22 protein-coding genes are annotated in these 19,896 nt (G+C 63.8%); 13 read left to right on the top strand and 9 right to left on the bottom strand.

The features are described from left to right. Positions 1-103 precede the first annotated feature (103 nt). On the top strand, positions 104-430 hold the full coding sequence (locus tag PAQ31011_RS09245; RefSeq protein ID WP_150575516.1) for a winged helix-turn-helix transcriptional regulator: 327 nt from the start codon (positions 104-106) through the stop codon (positions 428-430). 289 nt (positions 431-719) lie between these two features. Beyond that, the gene (locus PAQ31011_RS09240) at positions 720-1,310 is read left to right on the top strand and encodes a hypothetical protein (RefSeq protein ID WP_150575515.1); all 591 of its coding nucleotides are present in this window, start codon (positions 720-722) and stop codon (positions 1,308-1,310) included. Between the two features lie 88 nt (positions 1,311-1,398). On the opposite strand, the gene PAQ31011_RS09235 is transcribed toward PAQ31011_RS09240, so the two are convergent. From PAQ31011_RS09235 to PAQ31011_RS09210, 6 genes are read right to left on the bottom strand one after another with little or no spacing between them, the layout of a single operon-like run. Further along, complete coding sequence (locus tag PAQ31011_RS09235) at positions 1,399-1,812, bottom strand: RidA family protein (RefSeq protein WP_150575514.1); 414 nt, start codon at positions 1,810-1,812, stop codon at positions 1,399-1,401. 35 nt (positions 1,813-1,847) lie between these two features. Beyond that, positions 1,848-2,576, bottom strand: a complete 729-nt coding sequence (locus PAQ31011_RS09230; RefSeq protein ID WP_150575826.1) for an amino acid ABC transporter ATP-binding protein — start codon at positions 2,574-2,576, stop codon at positions 1,848-1,850. A gap of 14 nt (positions 2,577-2,590) precedes the next feature. Beyond that, positions 2,591-3,550 (bottom strand): agmatinase, encoded by a 960-nt coding sequence (locus PAQ31011_RS09225; protein ID WP_150575513.1) that lies wholly within the window; start codon positions 3,548-3,550, stop codon positions 2,591-2,593. Further along, complete coding sequence (locus PAQ31011_RS09220) at positions 3,547-4,260, bottom strand: amino acid ABC transporter permease (RefSeq protein ID WP_150575512.1); 714 nt, start codon at positions 4,258-4,260, stop codon at positions 3,547-3,549. The genes PAQ31011_RS09225 and PAQ31011_RS09220 overlap by 4 nt, the downstream gene beginning before the upstream one ends. Beyond that, positions 4,250-4,942, bottom strand: coding sequence for an amino acid ABC transporter permease (locus PAQ31011_RS09215; protein WP_150575825.1), 693 nt, complete (start codon positions 4,940-4,942; stop codon positions 4,250-4,252). The genes PAQ31011_RS09220 and PAQ31011_RS09215 overlap by 11 nt, the downstream gene beginning before the upstream one ends. Before the next feature lie 11 nt (positions 4,943-4,953). Next, entirely contained in the window at positions 4,954-5,814 is an 861-nt protein-coding gene (locus tag PAQ31011_RS09210; protein ID WP_150575511.1) for a transporter substrate-binding domain-containing protein, read from the bottom strand. 253 nt (positions 5,815-6,067) lie between these two features. Here PAQ31011_RS09210 and PAQ31011_RS09205 point away from each other — a divergent pair, with 253 nt between their 5' ends. Beyond that, on the top strand, positions 6,068-6,940 hold the full coding sequence (locus PAQ31011_RS09205; RefSeq protein ID WP_150575510.1) for a LysR family transcriptional regulator: 873 nt from the start codon (positions 6,068-6,070) through the stop codon (positions 6,938-6,940). A 27-nt stretch (positions 6,941-6,967) separates the two neighbouring features. Here the strand turns inward: PAQ31011_RS09205 and PAQ31011_RS09200 are convergent, their stop codons facing one another. Next, positions 6,968-7,876, bottom strand: a complete 909-nt coding sequence (locus tag PAQ31011_RS09200) for a LysR family transcriptional regulator (protein ID WP_150575509.1) — start codon at positions 7,874-7,876, stop codon at positions 6,968-6,970. 226 nt (positions 7,877-8,102) lie between these two features. On the opposite strand from PAQ31011_RS09200, the gene PAQ31011_RS09195 reads away from it, so the two are divergent. Next, positions 8,103-8,660, top strand: a complete 558-nt coding sequence (locus tag PAQ31011_RS09195) for a GlcG/HbpS family heme-binding protein (RefSeq protein WP_246179452.1) — start codon at positions 8,103-8,105, stop codon at positions 8,658-8,660. Then, positions 8,638-10,245 carry an MFS transporter gene (locus tag PAQ31011_RS09190; RefSeq protein WP_150575508.1) on the top strand — a complete coding sequence of 536 codons (1,608 nt, stop codon included), beginning with the start codon at positions 8,638-8,640 and terminating at the stop codon, positions 10,243-10,245. Before PAQ31011_RS09195 ends, PAQ31011_RS09190 begins: the two co-directional genes overlap by 23 nt. Before the next feature lie 21 nt (positions 10,246-10,266). On the opposite strand, the gene PAQ31011_RS09185 is transcribed toward PAQ31011_RS09190, so the two are convergent. Then, on the bottom strand, positions 10,267-11,157 hold the full coding sequence (locus PAQ31011_RS09185) for a LysR family transcriptional regulator (protein ID WP_150575507.1): 891 nt from the start codon (positions 11,155-11,157) through the stop codon (positions 10,267-10,269). A 110-nt stretch (positions 11,158-11,267) separates the two neighbouring features. Between PAQ31011_RS09185 and PAQ31011_RS09180 the strand changes: the two genes are divergently transcribed. Together PAQ31011_RS09180 and PAQ31011_RS09175 are read left to right on the top strand one after the other, a co-directional pair. Further along, positions 11,268-11,996: a haloacid dehalogenase type II gene (locus tag PAQ31011_RS09180; RefSeq protein ID WP_150575506.1), complete on the top strand. Its 729-nt coding sequence runs from the start codon at positions 11,268-11,270 to the stop codon at positions 11,994-11,996. A gap of 32 nt (positions 11,997-12,028) precedes the next feature. Beyond that, on the top strand, positions 12,029-12,823 hold the full coding sequence (locus PAQ31011_RS09175) for an aldolase (RefSeq protein WP_150575505.1): 795 nt from the start codon (positions 12,029-12,031) through the stop codon (positions 12,821-12,823). A gap of 36 nt (positions 12,824-12,859) precedes the next feature. On the opposite strand, the gene PAQ31011_RS09170 is transcribed toward PAQ31011_RS09175, so the two are convergent. Further along, entirely contained in the window at positions 12,860-13,294 is a 435-nt protein-coding gene (locus tag PAQ31011_RS09170; protein WP_150575504.1) for a cupin domain-containing protein, read from the bottom strand. 115 nt (positions 13,295-13,409) lie between these two features. Here PAQ31011_RS09170 and PAQ31011_RS09165 point away from each other — a divergent pair, with 115 nt between their 5' ends. The 6 genes from PAQ31011_RS09165 (at position 13,410) to PAQ31011_RS09140 (ending at position 19,884) form a co-directional block, all read left to right on the top strand. Next, entirely contained in the window at positions 13,410-14,342 is a 933-nt protein-coding gene (locus PAQ31011_RS09165) for a LysR family transcriptional regulator (RefSeq protein WP_174990029.1), read from the top strand. 236 nt (positions 14,343-14,578) lie between these two features. Continuing rightward, positions 14,579-15,439: a VOC family protein gene (locus tag PAQ31011_RS09160; protein ID WP_150575502.1), complete on the top strand. Its 861-nt coding sequence runs from the start codon at positions 14,579-14,581 to the stop codon at positions 15,437-15,439. Then, entirely contained in the window at positions 15,436-16,542 is a 1,107-nt protein-coding gene (locus PAQ31011_RS09155) for a M14 family metallopeptidase (protein WP_150575501.1), read from the top strand. The genes PAQ31011_RS09160 and PAQ31011_RS09155 overlap by 4 nt, the downstream gene beginning before the upstream one ends. A gap of 123 nt (positions 16,543-16,665) precedes the next feature. After that, positions 16,666-17,682, top strand: a complete 1,017-nt coding sequence (locus tag PAQ31011_RS09150) for a quinone oxidoreductase family protein (protein ID WP_150575500.1) — start codon at positions 16,666-16,668, stop codon at positions 17,680-17,682. Next, entirely contained in the window at positions 17,679-18,110 is a 432-nt protein-coding gene (locus PAQ31011_RS09145; RefSeq protein ID WP_150575499.1) for a PaaI family thioesterase, read from the top strand. Before PAQ31011_RS09150 ends, PAQ31011_RS09145 begins: the two co-directional genes overlap by 4 nt. A 94-nt stretch (positions 18,111-18,204) precedes the next feature. Further along, positions 18,205-19,884 (top strand): ABC transporter substrate-binding protein, encoded by a 1,680-nt coding sequence (locus tag PAQ31011_RS09140; protein ID WP_150575498.1) that lies wholly within the window; start codon positions 18,205-18,207, stop codon positions 19,882-19,884. Positions 19,885-19,896 lie beyond the last annotated feature (12 nt).

Genomic DNA, 19,896 nt, shown 5'->3' with positions numbered 1-19,896 from the left:
TTGTGGGGGGTCATTCTAGGGATTCGGTATAAAAAATAAAGAAGGCACTAAAATGTCATATAAGTACAAAAAATATACCGACTTTTAAAAATGTGAGTGCCCGATGAAAGAGAATCTGTCCGGCTGTTCGGTGGAAGAATCGATGCGTGTCCTCGGCGGGAGATGGCGACTGCTGCTCGTGTCGTATCTGCTCGACGGTCCCAAACGATTCAACGATCTGCGGCGTGACGTGCCCGGCATTTCGCAACGCATGCTCACGCTCGACCTTCGCGCGCTCGAAGAGGCGGGTCTGATCACGCGCACCGTGCACCCGACCTCGCCTGTCAAAGTCGAATATGCGTTGTCGGCCGACGGCGAACGGTTGCGTCCCGTGGTCGACGTGATGAAGGAGTTCGGGCTTTGGCTGAAGGCTCGCGACGAGCAGGTTTGACGCTGCGAAGTGTCGGGATATACCCGGAGCCATTCCGGCGACGAATGCATCAAGGTCTTGTCCGGCGGGCCTGAGCCCCTGCGCTAATCGCAATGCAGCATGAACCGGGTGCAAATTGGGGTAGCGCGATGCAAATGACTGACTACACTTCCTAAGTGCATACGGCACGCTGAGAAACCGCTCAAGACGGTTCGTAATACAAAGTTTGCGAAGTAAAGAAGCACGCCGTACGAAGGTAAAAATGGGGCCAGTGAATTAGCGTTTCCATTCCTTCACGGGAGGCATGTCCATGACGTGCCTGAATAAATGGATGATCGGCACTTGTCTTGCCATGCTCAGCGGCGTGGCGATGTCGCAAGGTGTCGGCACGGGTTCATCCGAACAGATGATGATGGCCAACCTCGGTCCGTCACCACTACCCGTACGTGTCCCGCCTCCGCCTGCCCCCATCTCCGTCGCAGTGGTTCCGGCCGTCCCCGTCACGCTCTATCCGTTCGGTCGAGAAGGCCCTGAGTCGCCCGAGCGCGTCGACCGGATGACACAGGCAGACACCAACGCCTTTCTCTACACGAGGATCGAAGCGATCAACAGCGCAGCACCGTCCGCCGAACACCGGACTGCCGACTGGATCGAGACGCCCTCGGCCGCCGATGCGGCCGACGCCGCGAAAGCGACGCGAAATTATCTGAGCATCGGGCCGAACCGCTCGCCGCAATTGTCCCTTGTTCAGTGGAACAATACCGACGACAAGCTGGGTTCCGATCCCAAGCGCGGGCTTTCGCTGAAGACCGAAGACTGGACGGTTTCCGCAAGCGCCAAGATCCCGATTCTCCGTCAGAAGGATCTCGGCGCGACCGTGTACGTCAAGCGCCGCTTCTGAATCACCGACAGCTTCTTCACGGCCGATGTATCGATACGTCGATGCATCGCCCGTGACGTTTTGCGTCCCTCGATTCGACTACACGAGGTCAAGCGGTCGACTTCACCGCCGTCACATCGATTTCCACCAACCACTCAGGACGCGCCAGCGCCTGCACCACGATGCCCGTCGAGACGGGGAACACGCCCTTGAGCCAGCGGCCCATGACGTTGTACACAGCCTCGCGATAACGCGGATCGACGATATAGACCGTCACCTTGCAGATATCCGCGAGTTGACTGCCGCATTCGTCCAGCAGCATCTTCACGTTGGCCATGGCGCGTTCGGTCTGTGCCGTCACGTCGCCAATGCCTACCGACTCACGCGTGTCGAGGTCCTGACCGATCTGCCCGCGCAGATAGATCGTGTTCCCTGCGATCACCGCCTGGCACAGATCGTTGTCGAGCTTCTGTTCCGGATAGGTCTCGCGGGTGTTGAACTTGCGAATGCGGGTGTGCGTCATGTTGTCTCGTCTTTCTATATGGGTCGGCGGCGCAGTCAGTGCGCCAGAATCTTGGAGAGGAAGCGCTTCGCGGCGGGACTCGCCGCTTCATTGAAGAACACGTCGGTCGGGCTGTCTTCGATGATCGCGCCGTCCTCCATGAACACCACGCGATGCGCCACACGTCGCGCAAAGCCCATCTCATGGGTGACGACCATCATCGTCATGCCCTCGCGGGCGAGTTCGACCATCACGTCGAGCACTTCGTTGACCATTTCCGGATCGAGCGCCGACGTGGGTTCGTCGAACAGCATCGCCATCGGGTCCATCGACAACGCTCGCGCGATCGCCACGCGTTGCTGCTGACCGCCGGACAGTTGCCCCGGATACTTGTGCGCGTGCGCCGACAGTCCCACACGATCAAGCAACGCCCGCGCTTTGGTGCGCGCAGAATCGGCGTCACGCCCGAGCACGATCTGCTGTGCAAGCGTGAGATTGCGTGTCAGATCCAGATGCGGGAACAGCTCGAAATGCTGGAAGACCATGCCGACCTTGCTACGCAGCTTCGGCAGATTGGTCGACTTCGCGGTGAGCGACGTGCCTGCCACCACAACGTCGCCCTTCTGGAACGGCTCCAGCGCGTTGACAGTCTTGATCAGCGTCGACTTGCCCGAGCCGGACGGCCCGCACACCACCACGATCTCGCCCTTGCCGACATGCGTCGAGCATTGCTTGAGCACGTGGTGCGCGCCGTACCACTTGTCGACGTCGCGAATCTCGATGATGGGTTGTGCGGTGCTCATTTGTCGTAGTGTCCTGCGCGAATCGACGCGCCGATCAGGTTGAGGATCAGACGGCCGGCCGTCACACACGAAATCAGGTTTGCGTCGTCCTTCTCCGGCTGAATTTCAACGATGTCCATGCCGACCACGCGCCCCTTGCGCACCAGACCGTGAATCAGCTTGCGCGCCTGCACGAAGGTCACGCCACCCGGTGCCGGGCCAGCCACGGCGGGCATGGTCGACGGATCGAGCCCGTCGGCATCGATGGTGAGGTAGTAGTTGCTGCCGTCGGGAATGCGATCGAGCACGGCGTCCATGCCGATGTCGTGCAGCTCATACGCCGTCACCAGTTCCGCACCGTACTCGCGGGCCGCCGCGAGGTCCGCCGGACGGCCGCTGCCCTGCGCACGCAAACCGATCTGGATGATGCGATCCACGTGCGCCATTTCCGACGCGCGACGAATCGGGCTCGATAGACCTTCACGCACACCGTTCACTTCGTCGCGCCAGTCCAGGTGCGCGTCGATGTGCACGAGCGTGATCGGTCCCTTCTGATCGAGACCGCGCAGCACGGGTGTGGTGATGCCATGGTCGCCGCCCAGCACGATGGGCATCGCACCGCCCGCTGCGATGCGACGCACCGCCGCTTCGGCGCGGGCATAGTGCTCGCCCGGCTTAGACAGGTCGGGCACGATGTCGCCGCAATCGACGAACCGGATGTCCTTGCGCCCTTGCAGCAGCGGGCCGTCGATATCGAAGTCGTAATGCTCGGGACGGCGCACCACGCGGTCCGTCGCCTGACGAATCGCGGACGGTGCGTTCGTCTGATCGTTGCTGAAGTCGGACGCAGCGTAAGGCGCACCGTATGGCATGCCGAGCACGGCGATGTCCGCCTTCAGGTTGTCGATGTCGAGATCAAGCTCCGAGTACAGCAGGGTCGGATGGCCTGTGCGCGGGGCAACGGTGTAAGTCGTCATGAGAGTTGTCCTTTTCCTTTGGCGGGGAGTGTCGAGAAAGCGACGGCGTCGGGTGTGCGGGTACGTCGCCCGACCACGGTTTCCAGACGCCGCCCCACACCGGCCAGCAAGACGCTGCTGAGCCAGTAGATCAATGCCGTCGTGCCGAGCACTTCGACGTAAGCGAACGTGTTTGCGGTGAGCAGATTGCTCTGATAGGTCATCTCCGGCAGGCTCATCACCGAGAAGATGGCCGAGTCCTTGAACATCATGATTACGAGGCTCGTCGTCGGCGGAATCAGAAAGCCGAACAACTGCGGCGCGATGATGTGACGCTGCGTCTGCCAGTAAGTCATGCCCAGCGAGAGCGCTGCGTGCGTCTGGCCGAGCGCCACGCTGCGCAGGGCTGCACGCAGGATTTCGCAGAAGTAGCCACCGGTGTAGAACGCCGTGCACCCGACTGCGACCGTCATGGCCGACGCGCTCACACCAAGCTTCGGCAAGCCGAAGAACGACAGATAGACGAGGATCAGATACGGGATGTTGCGCACCAGCTCGACGTAACCGAGCGCTATCGGGCGCAGCAACGTGCGCGACTGCGCGGCGTAGGCGGCAGCGATGCCGATCACGATGCCGATGGGGATACCGGCAAGGCTCACGAGCGCAGTGACGCGCAGGCCTTCGAGCAGGACAGGAATCGCTTCGCGGACGATGGAGAAATCAATGGCCATGGGGCAACATCCTCGATACGCGGCGCTCGCACACACGCGACGCGGCCGAAATGCAGAACAGCAACACGAAGTACACGGCCGCTGTGATCGCGAAGACCTGCAACGGCAGATCCGTCTGCAAAGTGGCGTTGCGTGCGACCGTCGCGAGTTCCGGCACGGCGATGATCGACATCAGCGACGACGCCTTGAGCAGAATCGTGAACTCGCTGGTCAGCGGCGGAATGGAGCGGTAGATGACCTGCGGCAGCAGCACATGCCGCCACACCTGCGTCGCTCGCATGCCCATCGCATAACCGGCGGCGCGTTGTCCGTACGAGATCGTGCCGAGTGCGCCGCGCAGAATTTCGACGATGTAAGCGCTCGTGTTGCAGGCGAGTGCCGCCACGCCCGCAGTGACGGGTGAGATCGACAGATCGAACATCGCCGGCACCATGTAGTACGCGATCAGCATGTGGATCAGCGCCGGTGTGCCGCGAATCAGACTCACCCACAGCACCACCAGCGAGCGCAACGGTGCGAACGGCGAGATGCGCATGAGCAGCAGCACGATCCCGAGCGCCAGCCCGATCACGAAGGCTCCGGCCGATGCGGCCAGGGTGATCGCCGTCCCTGAGACCACGCCCTCGAGAAACGGTTGAATCACACCGGCCATACCCCCCATGCTGCCGAGACCGTCGACCATGGCGGCGGAGGTCAAATCGCCCCCTGCGGCAGGTAGTTCTCGCGCGGCGTATCCATCGGGCCGCCGAACCACTTCTTCTGCAACGCAGCGAGCTTGCCGTTGGCGCGGAATTCGTCGAGCGAGTCGTTGATGAACTTGCGAATCTCGAGATCGTTCGGATTCGCCACCCAGGCCAGCAGCTTCGGCTGACCGATGGTGCCGGCGATGCGGAACGCGTTCGGCTGCTTGCGCATCTGCACAGCGGCGATGTTGGATGGCATTAGCGCGACGTCGATGGTCTTGTTGGCGAGCGCGTTGGAGACGTCCGGATACGCCTGAAACAAACGCGTGCCCGCATAGCCCTTGCCTGTCTTCTCTTTGAGTTCCTTCTCGAACTCGTCCGCCACCGGTTGCGACGACGAGCCCATCTGCGTGCCGATGGTCTTGCCTCCGATATCCATGCCGCTCTTGATGGCGGTCTCGTCGACACGCACCATCAACACCGAGCGCACGACGCCGACCGGCTGGCTGAACGCGAAGCGCTTGGCGCGCTCGGGCGTGATGCCGACGCTCGTCGCCACAAAGTCGAACTTGTGCGACATCAGGCCCGGCAACAAGCCCTGGAACGGCAGATTCATCTGTTCGAGCTTGACGCCGAGCTTCGCGGCCATCAGTTCGAGGACATCGTGCCCATACCCGACTACTTGTCCGTTTTCGACATATTCGAACGGCTCGTAAGCCGCTTCGGTGCCGACCGTCAGCTTGCCACGCTTCTTGATGTCGGCAAGCGTGCCGCCTTCGGCAAAGGCCAGCGTCGGCACGACTGGGAGCGCCAATGCGGCGCTCGATGCAAGCGTCGCCTTTACAAAGGATCGTCTGGACCAGGTCTTCATAGCTTGCCTCGCGTCATGTGGGTTAGGGCTTGATGGGGCGCGTCCGGTGATGTCGGTGCTAGCGGTGTAATTGCGTCTGTGGCCGGAGGAAGTTCGCGCCTCTGCAATTCAATGTATGCGGGCAAAAAGATCATGAAAAATGATTTTTTTATTGGTATGGTTTCGAAAAACGAAACCTTTTGAAACTCACCGCCCGCTGCGGCTTGTGCAGGTTTTCAGGGGTAAACCCAAGCGCAACAGATGGGAGCAGACAGTGGCGAATCGGGACTTCAGTGAGCGCGATCTGCGCTCGTTGCGCATCTTCTGCGCGGTGGCACAGGCCAGTGGCTTTGCTGCGGCGGAGAAGCAGTTGAACATGTCGAAGGCGTCGATCAGCCGACATATCCGCGAGGTCGAGGAGACGCTGGGTACGCGGCTGTGCGAGCGTGGGCCGTCAGGTTTCGTTTTGACGCACGCGGGCAAGGTCGCCCTGGAGCTGGCGCGCGACGCGTTGAAGTCGCTGGAGCGCATCCGTCCGGAGATCGATGCCGTGCGAGGGGTGCTCTCGGGCACGCTCTCCATCGGCATGGTCGAACACATTCTGTCGGACGTCGGCTGCCACATTCCGGAGGCGCTGGACGCACTCAAGACGCAGGCCCCCGACGTGAAAGTCGAGTTGACGGTGATGACCTTCAACGAGTTGGATCTGGCATTACGCGAGCGTCGCGTGCAGATCGCGATTCGGGGGATGTACCGGCGCGAAGCGGGGTTTCATTACCAGCCGCTGTTTATCGAACGTCACCAGTTGTATGTGGCACGACACCGGATGAAGGACGCGTCGACATTGCCACTGGTGTATCGAACACAACCGTTCGTGCATGAAGCGCTGAACTCACTGGGTTTGACGCGCGGGCCGACGGCGTCCGGCTTGGAAGCCGTGGCGATGCTGGTGCTCTCGGGACACTACGTGGGGCTGCTGCCGCAGTATTACGCGGCGTCGTTTGCGAAGCGACATGCACTGGCGCGCGTGCCCTCGGGGCCGGAGTACGAGAATGCGATCAGCGCGATCACGGAAGCGTCGCGGCCGCGCACGCGCGCACTGGATCTGTTCCTCGATTTGCTCGCTCAGTTTCATCCGGTAGAGTGAGGCGCACGCTCGCGACGTTCGCCATTGTCATTGCGGTTGATCGAACAGTGCATAGGACGTCACAGCGGCCGTCTGCGTAATCTGAGCGATGAGTTTCGAGACGGCTAGCGATGGCTCGAAGCTGCGGAAGACCGCCGAGATTTCCGAGTGAATCGGCGGCCCCGCCAGCGGCTTGAAGACGACGCCGGGTATCGCCGTCGCACCGACGAGGACGTCCGGCACGATAGCCACGCCCTCGCCCAGCGCTACGGCTGTCAGCACAGCGATCAGCGAGCCGGGCGCGGAGCCGATCACTGGCGTGAAGCCCCCGCGACGCGCCACCTCGAACGTTCCCAACGTCTGTTCCGGATTGATGAAACGCTCGCCGTCGAGCGACTCGGGATCGATCGCACCCGACTGCTTCACCAGCGGATTGCCCGCCGGGAGCGCCACGCAGAAGCTGTCCCGAAACAGCACGTGCGCACGATGCCGGTTGTGAAGATTGACCGGCATCCGAACCAGTGCGATATCGATGCGATTGTCCACGAGCATCGCGGGTGACTCGTGTTGCGAGACCTCGCGCGCCGTGACGATCACCCCCGGCCACGCCTGACGGAACGCCGCCAGTTGCGATTGCAAAACGCCCGAGTACACCGCCGAGCCGACGTAACTGATCTCGACTCGCCCCGTCTCGCCACGCCCGGCACGCTGCCCTGCCAGCACGGCGCGTTCGGCTTGCGCAAGTACCTGCTTCGCTTCGAGCAGGAACATCTCCCCGGCGGGTGTCAGACGCACATCGCGACGACTGCGTGCGAAGAGCTGCACGCCCAGCATGCGTTCGATGTCCTGAATCTGCACGGTGAGCGTCGGGGCAGCGATATCCAGCGCTTGCGCGGCACGTCCGAAGTGCAGCGTCTGCGCCAGCGTCACGAAGTAGCGAAAGTGCCGAAGTTCCACGAAATCCTCTCGGTTTGTTATGCGTGCTCGGCCATGCTACCGCGCGGCAAAGCGGGCGTCATCGTCGATTTCATTAGGTTTTACCTAATAACTTCGCCGACGCTCGGCAATGACTCGGCGGCCCCCTGCATGGTCGAATACTCCCACCCAAATCGCTGTCGTCCGACGTGAGATTTCGACGTAATTTCCGGCAGCGATCCTTCACTCAGTACGGGAGTTTTTGACGATGACTAACCGCGTTTCCGATGCCCTGCGCCGTGCCCCGCGACACGTCGCCCAGATTTGCGCCATGACGATCGCCCTTTGCGCTGGCGCGGCCCCACTGCTGTCGCATGCCGCCGAGTTGCCCACACGCCCTGTCCTCACGCTGGACGCTGCGCAAAACGTCATTCGCGCCGCACAGACGAAAGCCGCCTCGGAAGGCTGGCCGTGCGTCATCTCGGTGGTCGACGCCGCCGGTCTGCCCATCGCACTGGTACGCATGGACAACGCCGCCGTCCCCGCGGGCGTAGACCTCGCACCGGGCAAAGCACGCACTGCCGCGCTGTTCCGCCGCCCGAGCGGTGTACTGGAAGACGCGGTGAACGGCGCACGCCGTGCCGTCGGCACTGCGCAAGGCTACGTCCTCATGCGTGGGGGCCTGCCGCTCGTCGTGAACGGCACGGTCGTCGGTGCCATCGGCGTGTCGGCCGATACCCCGCAACATGACGAAGAAATCGCCAAGGCCGGGCTCGACGGTCTGATCCAAGCGGACACCCAGCATGGCAACGCAAAGCTCCAATAACGCCTCAACCGCGAGCGCCGCCCCGTCGTCGACGGGCAGCCTCGCGCTGTTGCTCACCGCATCCACCGGCTGCGCGATGACGGTGCTCGACACCAACGTCGTCGGCGTCGTTTTGCCGACCATCTCGGCGCAACTGCATGCGAGCTTCGCACAAGTGCAGTGGGTGATCGGCGCATACGTGCTGTGCTTCGCGGCGCTGCTGCTGCCCGCGGGGTCCATCGCCGACCGGTTCGGGCGTCGTCGCGTGTTTCTCTGCGGGATCACCGGCTTCGCGGCGGCATCGCTCGCGTGCGGTCTGTCGCCCACGGCGCAATGGCTCTACATCGCGCGTGCGGCGCAGGGCGTTGGCGCAGCGTTTCTGCTGGCCCCGGCGCTCGCCATCATCGGCCACGGCTTCCACGAAAAAGAAGCGCGCGCTCGGGCATGGGGACTTTGGGGCATGGTGATGGGCCTGACGATGGTGCTCTCGCCGCTCATCGGCGGTGTGATCGGCGACACGCTCGGCTGGCGCTGGGCATTTCACGTCAACGTGCCGATCTGCGCCGCGCTCGCGCTGGCCGTGGTACGCATCGTTCCCGAGTCGAAAGCGGAGGGCCAGCGCGGTGTCGACATCTCCGGCATCGCGCTGTTCGCGAGCGCCATGTTTTGTGTGACGTGGGCGCTGATCGCAGCACCTGCCGCTGGCTGGACCAGCCCGGGCATTCTGACGCGCTTCGCCGCCGGTGCCGTGCTCTTCGCGATCTTCGCAGGCGTGGAGCGTTCGCGTGCGCAACCGATGCTCGATCTGTCGCTGTTCCGCTCATGGCCATTCGCCGGGGCCACGCTCGCCATGTTCTCGTACGCCGCCTGCGCGCAAGTGATGGCCTCGCTGCTACCGCAGTTTCTTCAGAACGCGCGCGGTGAATCGGTGCTCGGCGCGGGCATCGCCATGCTGCCGTTCGCCATCGCGATGTTGCTGCTTCCGCAGATCGGAAAGCGGTTGTCGGCGCATCTGCCGTCGCACCGGATTCTTGTCATCGGCCTCGCCTTGACCGGGTTGGGCAATGCCGCCATGGCGTATGTGTCGACGCAAAGCCTCGCGCATTCGGCACTGTCGCTGACCGTCGCGATGTTCGTGCTCGGCAGCGGCGGCGGGTTACTCAACGGCGAGACGCAGAAAGCCATCATGGGGACGATTGCGCGGGATCGCGCGGGGATGGCGTCGGGCATCAGCACGACGTTCCGCTTCTCCGGCATTCTGCTCGGCTACACGGCGCTCGGTGCTGTGCTGAGTGCCGGGGTGCATCGCAGCGTCGCCGCGCATGTGCCTGCACTGGTCGGCAGCGCGCAGAGCGATCTCGCCACACGCCTCGACTTCGCGGATGCGATCTCCGCCGGTGACTTCGCCCAGGCATTGCATCTCTATCCCGACTCGGTCGGCCACGCGTTGCTCGACGCGGGTCGCAGCGCGTATGCCAGCGGCTTCAGCGGTGCATTCCTCGCCGCCGGGGTATTCGCTGCACTGTGCGCGTTGGCAGTGCATCTGAGCATGGGTCGCGTGGCAGCTGAAGAAGCCGGCGTTGCACCGGCGTCGCGCGCGTCGTAGGTCGTTGTAGGTCGTCGCGTATTACGCCGTTGCGACACCCAGCGTCTCGCCGACCGTCACCGCGAGAAAGTCGGCCAGCGCACGACGCGACGCCGACGCCGGACCGCCGCCGTCCACCAGCGCAATCTCCGACGGTGGCGGTGGCGGCAACGTGTCACACACGGCGTGGTCGGGCAACAGCACCGTCTCCGGCAGCACCGACACCCCAAGCCCCGACGACACCGCCGCCTGAATGCCCGTGAGGCTGTGGCTGCCGAACGCCATACGCCACGGACGTTGGGCGGCGTCGAGGCTGCGAATCGCGCGCTGACGGTAAATACAGCCCTGTGGGAACAGCGCCAACGGCACCGGCGCGTGCGCCAGGCTGTCGGTCTCTCGCGCCGCTTCCGTCTCTGCCGAGCGCACCGCCATCGCCCACACCAGCGTCTCGGGCCACGCCATCAGACAGTCGCCCTGCCCCGGTTCGCGTTTGACGAGCGCCAGCTCCAGGTCGCCCGCGCTCAACCGCTCCCGCAAGTCGGTACTCATGCCGGCCACAATCTCCAGACGGATATCACCGTGCGCCTGCACGAAGCGCGAGAGCATGTCCGCCATGCGACGCGCGTCGATGTCCTCGGGCAATCCCACGCGCACGGTTGAGACACGGCTGTCGTTCTCCATCGCGTCGACCGCTTCCATCGACAACGCGAGCAGCTTGCGTGCGTACTGCGCGAGGAGCTCGCCGTGAAGCGTCGGCGTGACGTTCACCCCGGAGCGGTCGCGCATGAGCAATTGCCGCCCAAGCTCGTCTTCCAGACGCCGGATCTGCTGGCTCACAGTCGACTGCGTGCGATGCACCCGCTCCGCCGCACGCGTGAAGCTGCCTTCGTCGACGACCGCAACGAGTGTCTTGAGTAAGCCGAGATCCAGCATGGCAGCACCATATTTACGAATTCGATAAGTTACGTATTTTAATTTAATTTCAGAATATGGAGTGAAGCGACTACGCTGACGTCATCCCGCCATCGTCAAGGAGATTCGTCATGCCCCAACCATCCCAACCGTCCGCCTCGCTGAGCCATAGCCCACGCCCGCAATGGCTTACCTTCGATTGCTACGGCACGCTCATTCAATGGGACGAAGGGCTGCGCGATGCGGTCACGCGCATTCTGCAAAGCAAGCCTGGCCACAACATCGGCACGTCCGATCTGATCGCCACGTTCGACCATCACGAGCACGCGTTGGAGCAGACGCCGCCGCACCGCGCGTTTCGCGAGGTCGCGGGCGAGGGCCTTCGTCTCGCGTTGCAGGATCTCGGATTGCAGGCGTCGCCGCAGGACATCGGCGTACTGACGGACAACATCTCGGCCATGCCGCCGTTCCCCGAAGTCGTGCCGACGCTGGCCGCCCTCAAGGCGCGCGGCTATCGGCTGTGCATCGTCTCCAATACGGACGATGACATCATCGCGGGCAATGTCGCGCAACTCGGTGGCCACATCGATCGTGTGATCACCGCGCAGCAAGCCGGGGCGTACAAGCCGAACCGCCGTCTGTTCGATTACGCGCACGAACAACTCGGCGTGACGAAGGACGACGTCGTCCACATCTGCGCCAGCCCGCATCTGGACCACGCGGCAGCGCGCGATATCGGCTTCCGGTGCGTGTGGGTGGATCGCGGCACTGGGCGTCGGCCGCTGCCCGATTACACGCCGGACGCGACCATCGCCGCGCTCGACGCCGTGGTACCGTTGTTCGACGGATTCGGCTGGTAATTCGTCGCCCCCCCGATCACGAGGAGACCGACATGGCGCACACCCTCTCGCTGAACGCTGACGACGCGTCGCTGCGCGTCGACGACGTGGATCTCGATACCCCTGCCGTGCGTACCGCGCGCGAAGAACTCGCGGCCTGCTTCCGGCTGGCTGCGATGCACGGCTTCGAGGAAGGCATCTGCAATCACTTCTCGGCGATGCTGCCGGGCAGCGACCGATGGTTTCTGGTGAACCCGTTCGGGCTGGCTTTCGAGGAGATCACCGCGTCGAGCCTGCTCGTCTGCGATATCGACGGTCATGTCGTGGCGGGCGACGGCGTGCCCGAAGCCACCGCGTTCTACATCCACGCTCGGCTGCACAAAGCAAACCCGCGCGTGCGGGCGGCCTTTCACACTCACATGCCCTGGGCGACAGCGTTGGCGATGAGCGAAGGCGAGCCGCTCGTCTGGGCGGGACAAACGGCGCTCAAGTTCTATGGGCGGACGGTGCTCGACACCGACTACAACGGTCTCGCGCTCGGCAACGAGGAAGGCGACCGCATTGCGGCCGCGATGGGCGACGCCGACATCGTCTTCATGAAGCATCACGGTGTGATGGTCGCGGGGCCGAACATCGCCGAAGCGTGGGACGACCTCTACTACCTCGAACGCGCCTGCGAAGTGCAGTGCAAGGCGATGAGCACCGGGCGCGAACTTCGGCCGGTGTCCGAGGCCATCGCGCGACGCACTGCCGCCGAGATGCGCGCCGGCGACCCGCACAGCGCCCGCGCCCACCTGGACAGCGCCATGCGACGTCTGCGGGCCGCCGGGGTGCCGTTCGACCAGTAAGACCGGCAAGACGTCATTGCGCCAACGACGCCACCCTTACAGACCGACGATTTCCTGCCGGAACGTCTCGCACACCTCGCGCACGGCCTGCGGGTCGTGCGGCACGGGCAGCGCCGCCATAGCGCGGAAGAACGCATCGTGACGCGCCGGCGTCGACACCAGCAGCATGCGCGCCAACATGCCTTGCTCATTGACGAAGCCATGCACGTCGCCCTTCGCCACGTTCACAATATCGCCCGCAACGACGTCGCGCGTCGTATCGCCCACGGTGAAACGCAACCGCCCGTGCGTCATCACGAACGTCTTCTCCTCGTCGAGCGAACGGTGCATCGGCGCGCCGCCTTGCGAGTTCACAGTCATGTCCATGAGCGTGAGATCCCGCTCGTCGTGATCGTGCACACCGGCGATCAGCCTTACATCCATGTTGGCAAACGACACGACATCGGCGGACGGGTTGAATTCGGACTTCATGAGACGTGAAACTCCTTCGTGCGATTGAGATCAGGGGGAATGTCGTCATTCTGGCGATGTCCGACTTGCGCGAAAAGACGTCTAAAATTGGCAGGACTTGCCAATGGAATGGACAATGGATCTCAATGGAACGCTGGCATTCGTGACCGTCGTCGAACGCGGTTCGTTCTCGGCCGCCGCGCGCACGCTGGAAATTCCGCGCTCGACGGTCAGTGCGCGTGTCGCCGCGCTCGAAGCGCATCTGGGTGTGTTGCTGCTTCGACGCACCACGCGGCGCATTGCGCTCACGGACGATGGCCGCGATTACTTCGACCGTGCCGCGCCAGCCATCAGAACGCTTCGCGACGCCGAACAATTCGATGAAGCCGATGCCGCCGGACGCCGTCCCCTGAGCGGTTCGATACGCCTCGGTGTGCCGTTCGACTTCCCGTTCGATGTGCTCAGTCAGGCCATCGCGACGTTCCGCGCCGCGCATCCACGCGTTCGCTTCGACGTGCTGGTGGACGACAGCGTGAGCGATTTCGTGGACGACAATCTCGACATGGCGATTCGCGGCGGTCAACCGGGGGGCGATCACGTCGTTGCGCGTCGCATCGCCACGTTCGGCTTCGCGCGCGTTTCGAGCCCCGTCTTCGGTGGGAGACGAGGCAAGCGAGTGCCGCAGGACATTCCCGCGCTCGTCTTCAAACCACGCGAAGCACCCGCGACGTCCTCCCGTTCGGCCGCACTCATCTCGACGCAAGCGGACTACGCGGTCTCCACCAACAGCTTCGGCCTGCTCAAGCAGTTAGCGCTGCACGGCGCCGGGGCAGCGGTACTTCCCGAACACATCTGCGACGCCGAAGTCGCGAACGGCAAGCTCATCGATCTGCCGTTCAGCGATGACGATACGCGCGTGGGCCTCTATTTGGTCTATGCTTCACGACGGGCCCTGACGCCCAAGGTCAAGGCGTTCTCCGATCACCTTCTCGAAGTGATCGAAACGTCAGCGGAACCGGCCCAAACCGCGGCGTCTCAACCCATGAGAAAGCCCACCAGAAAAGGCTGAGCGGCCCATCGGGGCGACGCCGACCTCGTGAGGCCCCCACGAATGCACGCCACGCGCTAAGCAAAGCAAAAAGCATCAGTTGGGCTGCGACCGACACGCTTCTAGAATGGACAGGTCGTCCATTTTCTGTCGGGAGCTGTCGTGTCCAGTCGTAATGTCCCGGGGGGACGTTTGTCCGCCTTCGTCCACTCCGCCTCCTTCGCTTCGTTCCCTCATCAACGCATCGGAGGTCAGGCATGAGCCAGATTCCCGCACCGGTTCTCGATCACGTCGTCATCAACGTCAAGGGCGAGCTTGAAGCGTCCGTCGACACCTACCGCCGTCTGGGTTTCGCACTGACCGAGCGCGGTCATCACTCGCTCGGCACCAGCAACCACCTGGCAATCTTCGGTGAAAACTATCTTGAGCTGCTCGGCTTCGAGGCGGGCAAATCGACCGCACGCCCCGATGTGACGCAAGCCCCGCTCGGGCTGACCGGCCTCGTCTTCAAGACACAGGACTCGCACGGCCTCTTCAAAGCATTGCAGGAACGCGGCATCGGCGTCGAGACACCGGCCGAGTTCTTCCGTCCGGTGCGACTGCCCGACGGCACGACACAAGACGCGCGCTTTCGCACCGTGCGACTTGCCAGCGAACTCGTTCGCAACGGCCGCACGTTCTTCTGCCATCACTTCACGCCGGAGCATGTCTGGCGCGACGAATGGCGCGATCATCCGAATGGCGTGACGGACATCGTCGGTTACGTCGTTTCAACGCCGAATCCTGCGGTCACCGCTGCCCTTTACGACCGTGTCTTCGGCCCGGGCATCCTGAGTGCAACCGGTGACAAGGGATACACCTTCACCGCCGGCCGCGCCCGCGTCCACTTCGTCACCCCCGCTGAAGCTGCGCAACGCTTCGGCAACGTCGAGACGACGGAAGACGGCAGCGAGCGCAGCGTCGCACTGATCCTTCGCACTCGCTCCCTCGCCCAGACCCAGGCCACACTGCGCGAGAACCAGGTGCCCTGGACGACGCTCGACGACGGGTCCGTGCTCGTGGCCGCCGCCGACGGCTTCCATGTCGCGCTCCAGTTCGTCGAAGGGGACGCCGCATGAGCACGCAGCCCACCTGGTGGCAAGCGTTCGGCGTCGACTACGCAGACGCCCGCCAGCGCTTTCGTACCGCCGCCGACCACGCAGGCGCAAGCCTGACCTCATATGTCCACCCCGATGCGAAAGCGCCGGACGGCAGCGAACTGAGCGTCGATGTCGCCCGGCTCGGCCCGGCGCACGCGCCGCATCAACTGCTCGCCATCAGCGGGACTCACGGACTGGAAGGTGGCGCGGGATCGGCCGTGCAAACGGCGTGGCTGACACATGCGGCGCAGACGTTGCCGCCCGACGTCGCCGTGACCTTCGTGCACGCCATCAATCCCTACGGCTTCGCACACGCCACGCGCACGACCGAACACAACGTCGATCTGAATCGCAACTTCATCGATCACGACAAGCCACATCCGGTCAATGCGCATTACGCGTCGCTACATGACCATCTGATTCCGGCGGAGTGGACGTCCGAGGGGCTGGCGCAAAGTGCGCGCGCCATCGACGCCTTTCGCACGGAACATGGCCCCGACGCGCTTTTCAACACGCTCGCCAGCGGTCAGTACACGCACGCCGATGGCCTGATCTACGGGGGGCGCTCGCGCGAATGGTCGAACGTCACGTTGCAGACCATCGTCGAGCGCGAGCTGTCGCAAGCGCAACGCATCGGCCTGATCGACTGGCATACGGGCATCGGCGAATACGGTGAACCGTTCTTCTTGTGCTTCAACGCGGAAGGTGGCGACGAGCAACGCGAGGCTGCGCGCTGGTGGAGCGCCGAGCGTGTGCTGAATCAACGCCCGCACGGCCTGCAACGCCCCGACTATCAGGGGCTCGTGTTCCGTGGCGTCGAGCAATTCGCGAAGGGACGTCCGGTGATCGGCGCTGTCGTCGAATTCGGCACACGCGGCTCAAATGCAAGCGTGGCCAACCGCCTCGATCAGTGGCTGCGCTCACGCGCACAGGCCCATCCGGACGCGGCGCGTGACCGTCTGCTGCGCGCCGACGTTCTGGACGCCTTCGTTCCGGTCTCGTCCGTGTGGCGCAACAGCGTGCTCACGCATGGGCTGCAGATCACCGCGCAGGCGCTGCAAGGCCTCGCGACGTCCGGTTAAGCCAACGGGCGCTGAGCGTATGAACGCGTAAGCCCCCGAAGCCACTCACCTCTTTCCATTTATCAACAAGGATCGGCGCAGCCCGAGGGGTTCGCTCATCCTGAAATCGACCCAAGACCAGGTATGAAAGCCATCGTATTGCGTGAGCACGGCGACAACAGTGCACTCAAACTCGAAACCGACTTCCCGGACCCCATCGCAGGTGAAGGCGAAGTCGTGCTGCGCGTGCGCGCGTCGTCGCTGAACTACCACGACGTGTTCACGCGTCGCGGCATGCCCGGGATCAAGCTGCCGTTTCCCGTCATCATCGGCCTGGATGTTGCAGGCGAGATCGCGAGCGTCGGCCCCGGTGTGCAGGGCTGGTCCGTCGGCGACCGCGTGCTGGTCGATCCGATCAATCGGGTGACGGGCGGCCTCGTCGGCGAGACAACGCATGGCGGGTTGGCCGAACTGTGCCGCGTTCCCGAGCATCAACTCGTGCGTCTGCCCGACGGGGTGTCGTTCGACGATGCCGCCGCCCTGCCGGTCGCCTATGGCACGGCGCTGCGCATGATGCAGCGCATCGGTCAGGTGAAAGCCGGTGAGCGTGTGCTGATTCTCGGCGCAAGCGGCGGCGTGGGGGTGTGCGCCGTGCAACTGGCAAAGCTCGCGGGGGCCGAAGTCATCGCTTGCGCCGGGTCGCGCGAGAAAGGCGAACGCCTGCGTGAGCTGGGTGCGGACGACATCATCTATTACACCGAGGAAGACTTTGTCGAAGTTGTGCGTGCGCGCTACGGTAAAGCAGCACGTCGTCGCGGTGCCGCCAACAACGGCGGCGTCGATGTCGTCGTGAACTTCACCGGCGGCGACACGTGGACGCGCTCGCTGCGCACCCTGCGTCAGGGTGGGCGCGTACTGACGTGCGGCGCGACGGCGGGCTTCGATCCGAAGGAAGACCTGCGCTTCATCTGGACCTTCGAGTTGCAGATTCGTGGCTCGAACGGCTGGGATCGCGAAGACCTCCACGAACTGCTCGAACTGGTCGCCAGCGGCAAGCTGCGCGTGCTGGTCGACAAGAAGTGGCCGCTGGAAGATGGCGCGAAGGCGCTCGCGTCGCTCGAAAACCGCCAGATCGTCGGCAAGGTCCTGGTGGGCGCATGAGCACGACGACCCGCACCCTGTCCGTCGAACAGGTCCAGCAAGCCTTCGACAACTCGACGTTCATCGCCTGGCTCGGAATGCGCGTCACGTCGCTCGACCACGATGCGCAGACCATCGAAGTCGACATCCCGTTTCAGAACGCGTTCGAGCGTGGCGCGGGCACGCGTCAGTGGCACGGTGGCCCGCTGGCTGCCGTAATCGACACGGTCGGTGACTTCGCCGTCGGCATGCTCGTCGGCCGCGGCCTGCCGACGGTCAACTTCCGCGTCGACTACCTGCGCCCGGCCATCGACACCGATCTGCGCGCCATCGCGCGGGTGCGACGACTCGGCAAAAGCATCGGCGTGGCCGACGTCGATCTGGTCAACGCACAAGGGGCGCTCGTCGCCATCGGGCGGGCGAGTTATGCCACGTTGCCGCCCGCGTAAGCGGTCGGCATCGCATCGGTCACAAGTCATCACTGCCTAACAGATTGACGACGTCGGCGAGATCGCGCCGGCGTCGCGTTTTTCGGAGTTCATCATGCGCAAGTTCCGGGGCTCGTCCCATTCCCGTTCGCGTCGTCAGTTTCTGTATCGCAGTGCCGGCAGCGCTCTGGCCGCCACCTCTGCCGCGCTTGCGGGGACGACCGGCTGGCTCGTTTCACCGACACGTGCTTTCGCGGCCGATGCATCCAGTGCCGCCAACGCGGCACCGCGTCGCGGCGGCACCCTCGTCGCCAGCTGGGGTGGACTGGAACCGCAGGCGCTGTTCGTGCCGGGCGGCGGTGGCTCCAGCCCGTTCATGACGTCGACCAAGATCCTCGAGCGTCTGCTCAAGATCGACGAGAAGCTCGCGTTTCAGCCCGTGCTCGCGACCGACGTCAAGGCCTCGGCCGACTTCAGGACATACACCGTCGCCCTGCGCAAGAACGTGCTCTGGCACGACGGCAAGCCGTTCACCGCAGACGATGTCGTCTACAACGTGCAGGAGCACTGGAAGCCCATCTCTGCGGGTGTCGCGCTCAAGGCACTCAAACGCGTGAGCGCGACCGATGCGCACACCGTCAAACTCGAATTCTCCACGCCGGTGCCGGAGTTCTTCTTCAAGTCGATCCTGGCCGGCCAGTATCAGGTGGTCGTGCCGAAGCATCTTTACGCAGGCAAGGACATCATCACCAACCCGCTCAACAATGCGCCCGTGGGCACCGGCCCGTGGAAGTACGGCCAGTGGGTGCGCGGCAGCTACGTCTCGTACGCGCGCAACGAGCAGTACTGGAACGCTGCGCAACCGTACCCCGACAAGCTCATCGTTCGCTGGTGGGGCGATCCCGCGTCGCGCTCGGCCGCATTGGAGACGGGTGAGCTTGGCGTCGCCTTCTCGAACCCGGTGCCGGCACGCGATATCGACCGCCTCGTCAAGACGGGCAAGATCGCCGTCGACACGCGCGGCTACGAAAACGCCGCGTGGACGGTGACCGTCGAGTTCAACCAGCGACGCGATCACGTCAAGCGCCGGGAAGTGCGTCAGGCGATCCTGCATGCCATCGATCGCAAGTTCATCATCGACACGATCTACTTCGGGCGCGGCAAGCCTGCCGTCTCCCCGATCTTCCGCACCAATGCACTGTTCTTCACGGACGACGTCCCGAAGTACCCGTTCGATCCTGCCAAGGCCAATGCGTTGCTCGATGCCGCCGGCCTGCCGCGCAAGAACGGCACGCGCTTCTCGATCAATCTCGTTGCTGCGGCGTGGTTCGAGGAGAACGCGAAGCTCGGGCAGTACCTCAAGCAGGCGTTGCAGGATGTGGGGATTGCCGTGAAGCTCGACTCGCTCGACCGCGCCACGTCGCTCAAGCGCATTTACAGCGATTACGACTACGACATCGCCATCTCGAATTTCACTGCACCGCTGGAGCTCGTCCCCGTGGTCACGCAGTTCTTCACGACGGACGGCATCGTCAAGGGCGCGGCCTTCCGCAACGCGACAGGCTATTCGAACCCGGCAATGGACGCGCTCGTCGACCGCCTGACCGTGGAGACCGACAACGCGAAGCGTCAGAAGCTCGCGCACGACTTCGCCCGGCTGGCCGCGACCGAGGTACCGCTCGTGCCGCTCGTCGAGATGGAATCGTTCACGCTCTCGCGCACCAACGTGCGCAATGCGACGACCAGCGCCAACGTGCAGGGCGACGCGCTGGCCGACGTCTGGCTCGCCTCGTGATCGGGTAAGGAG

Source organism: Pandoraea aquatica, from assembly GCF_902459565.1.
In the GTDB taxonomy this organism is placed as follows: domain Bacteria; phylum Pseudomonadota; class Gammaproteobacteria; order Burkholderiales; family Burkholderiaceae; genus Pandoraea; species Pandoraea aquatica.
This window is presented reverse-complemented; position numbering and strand designations above follow the sequence as displayed.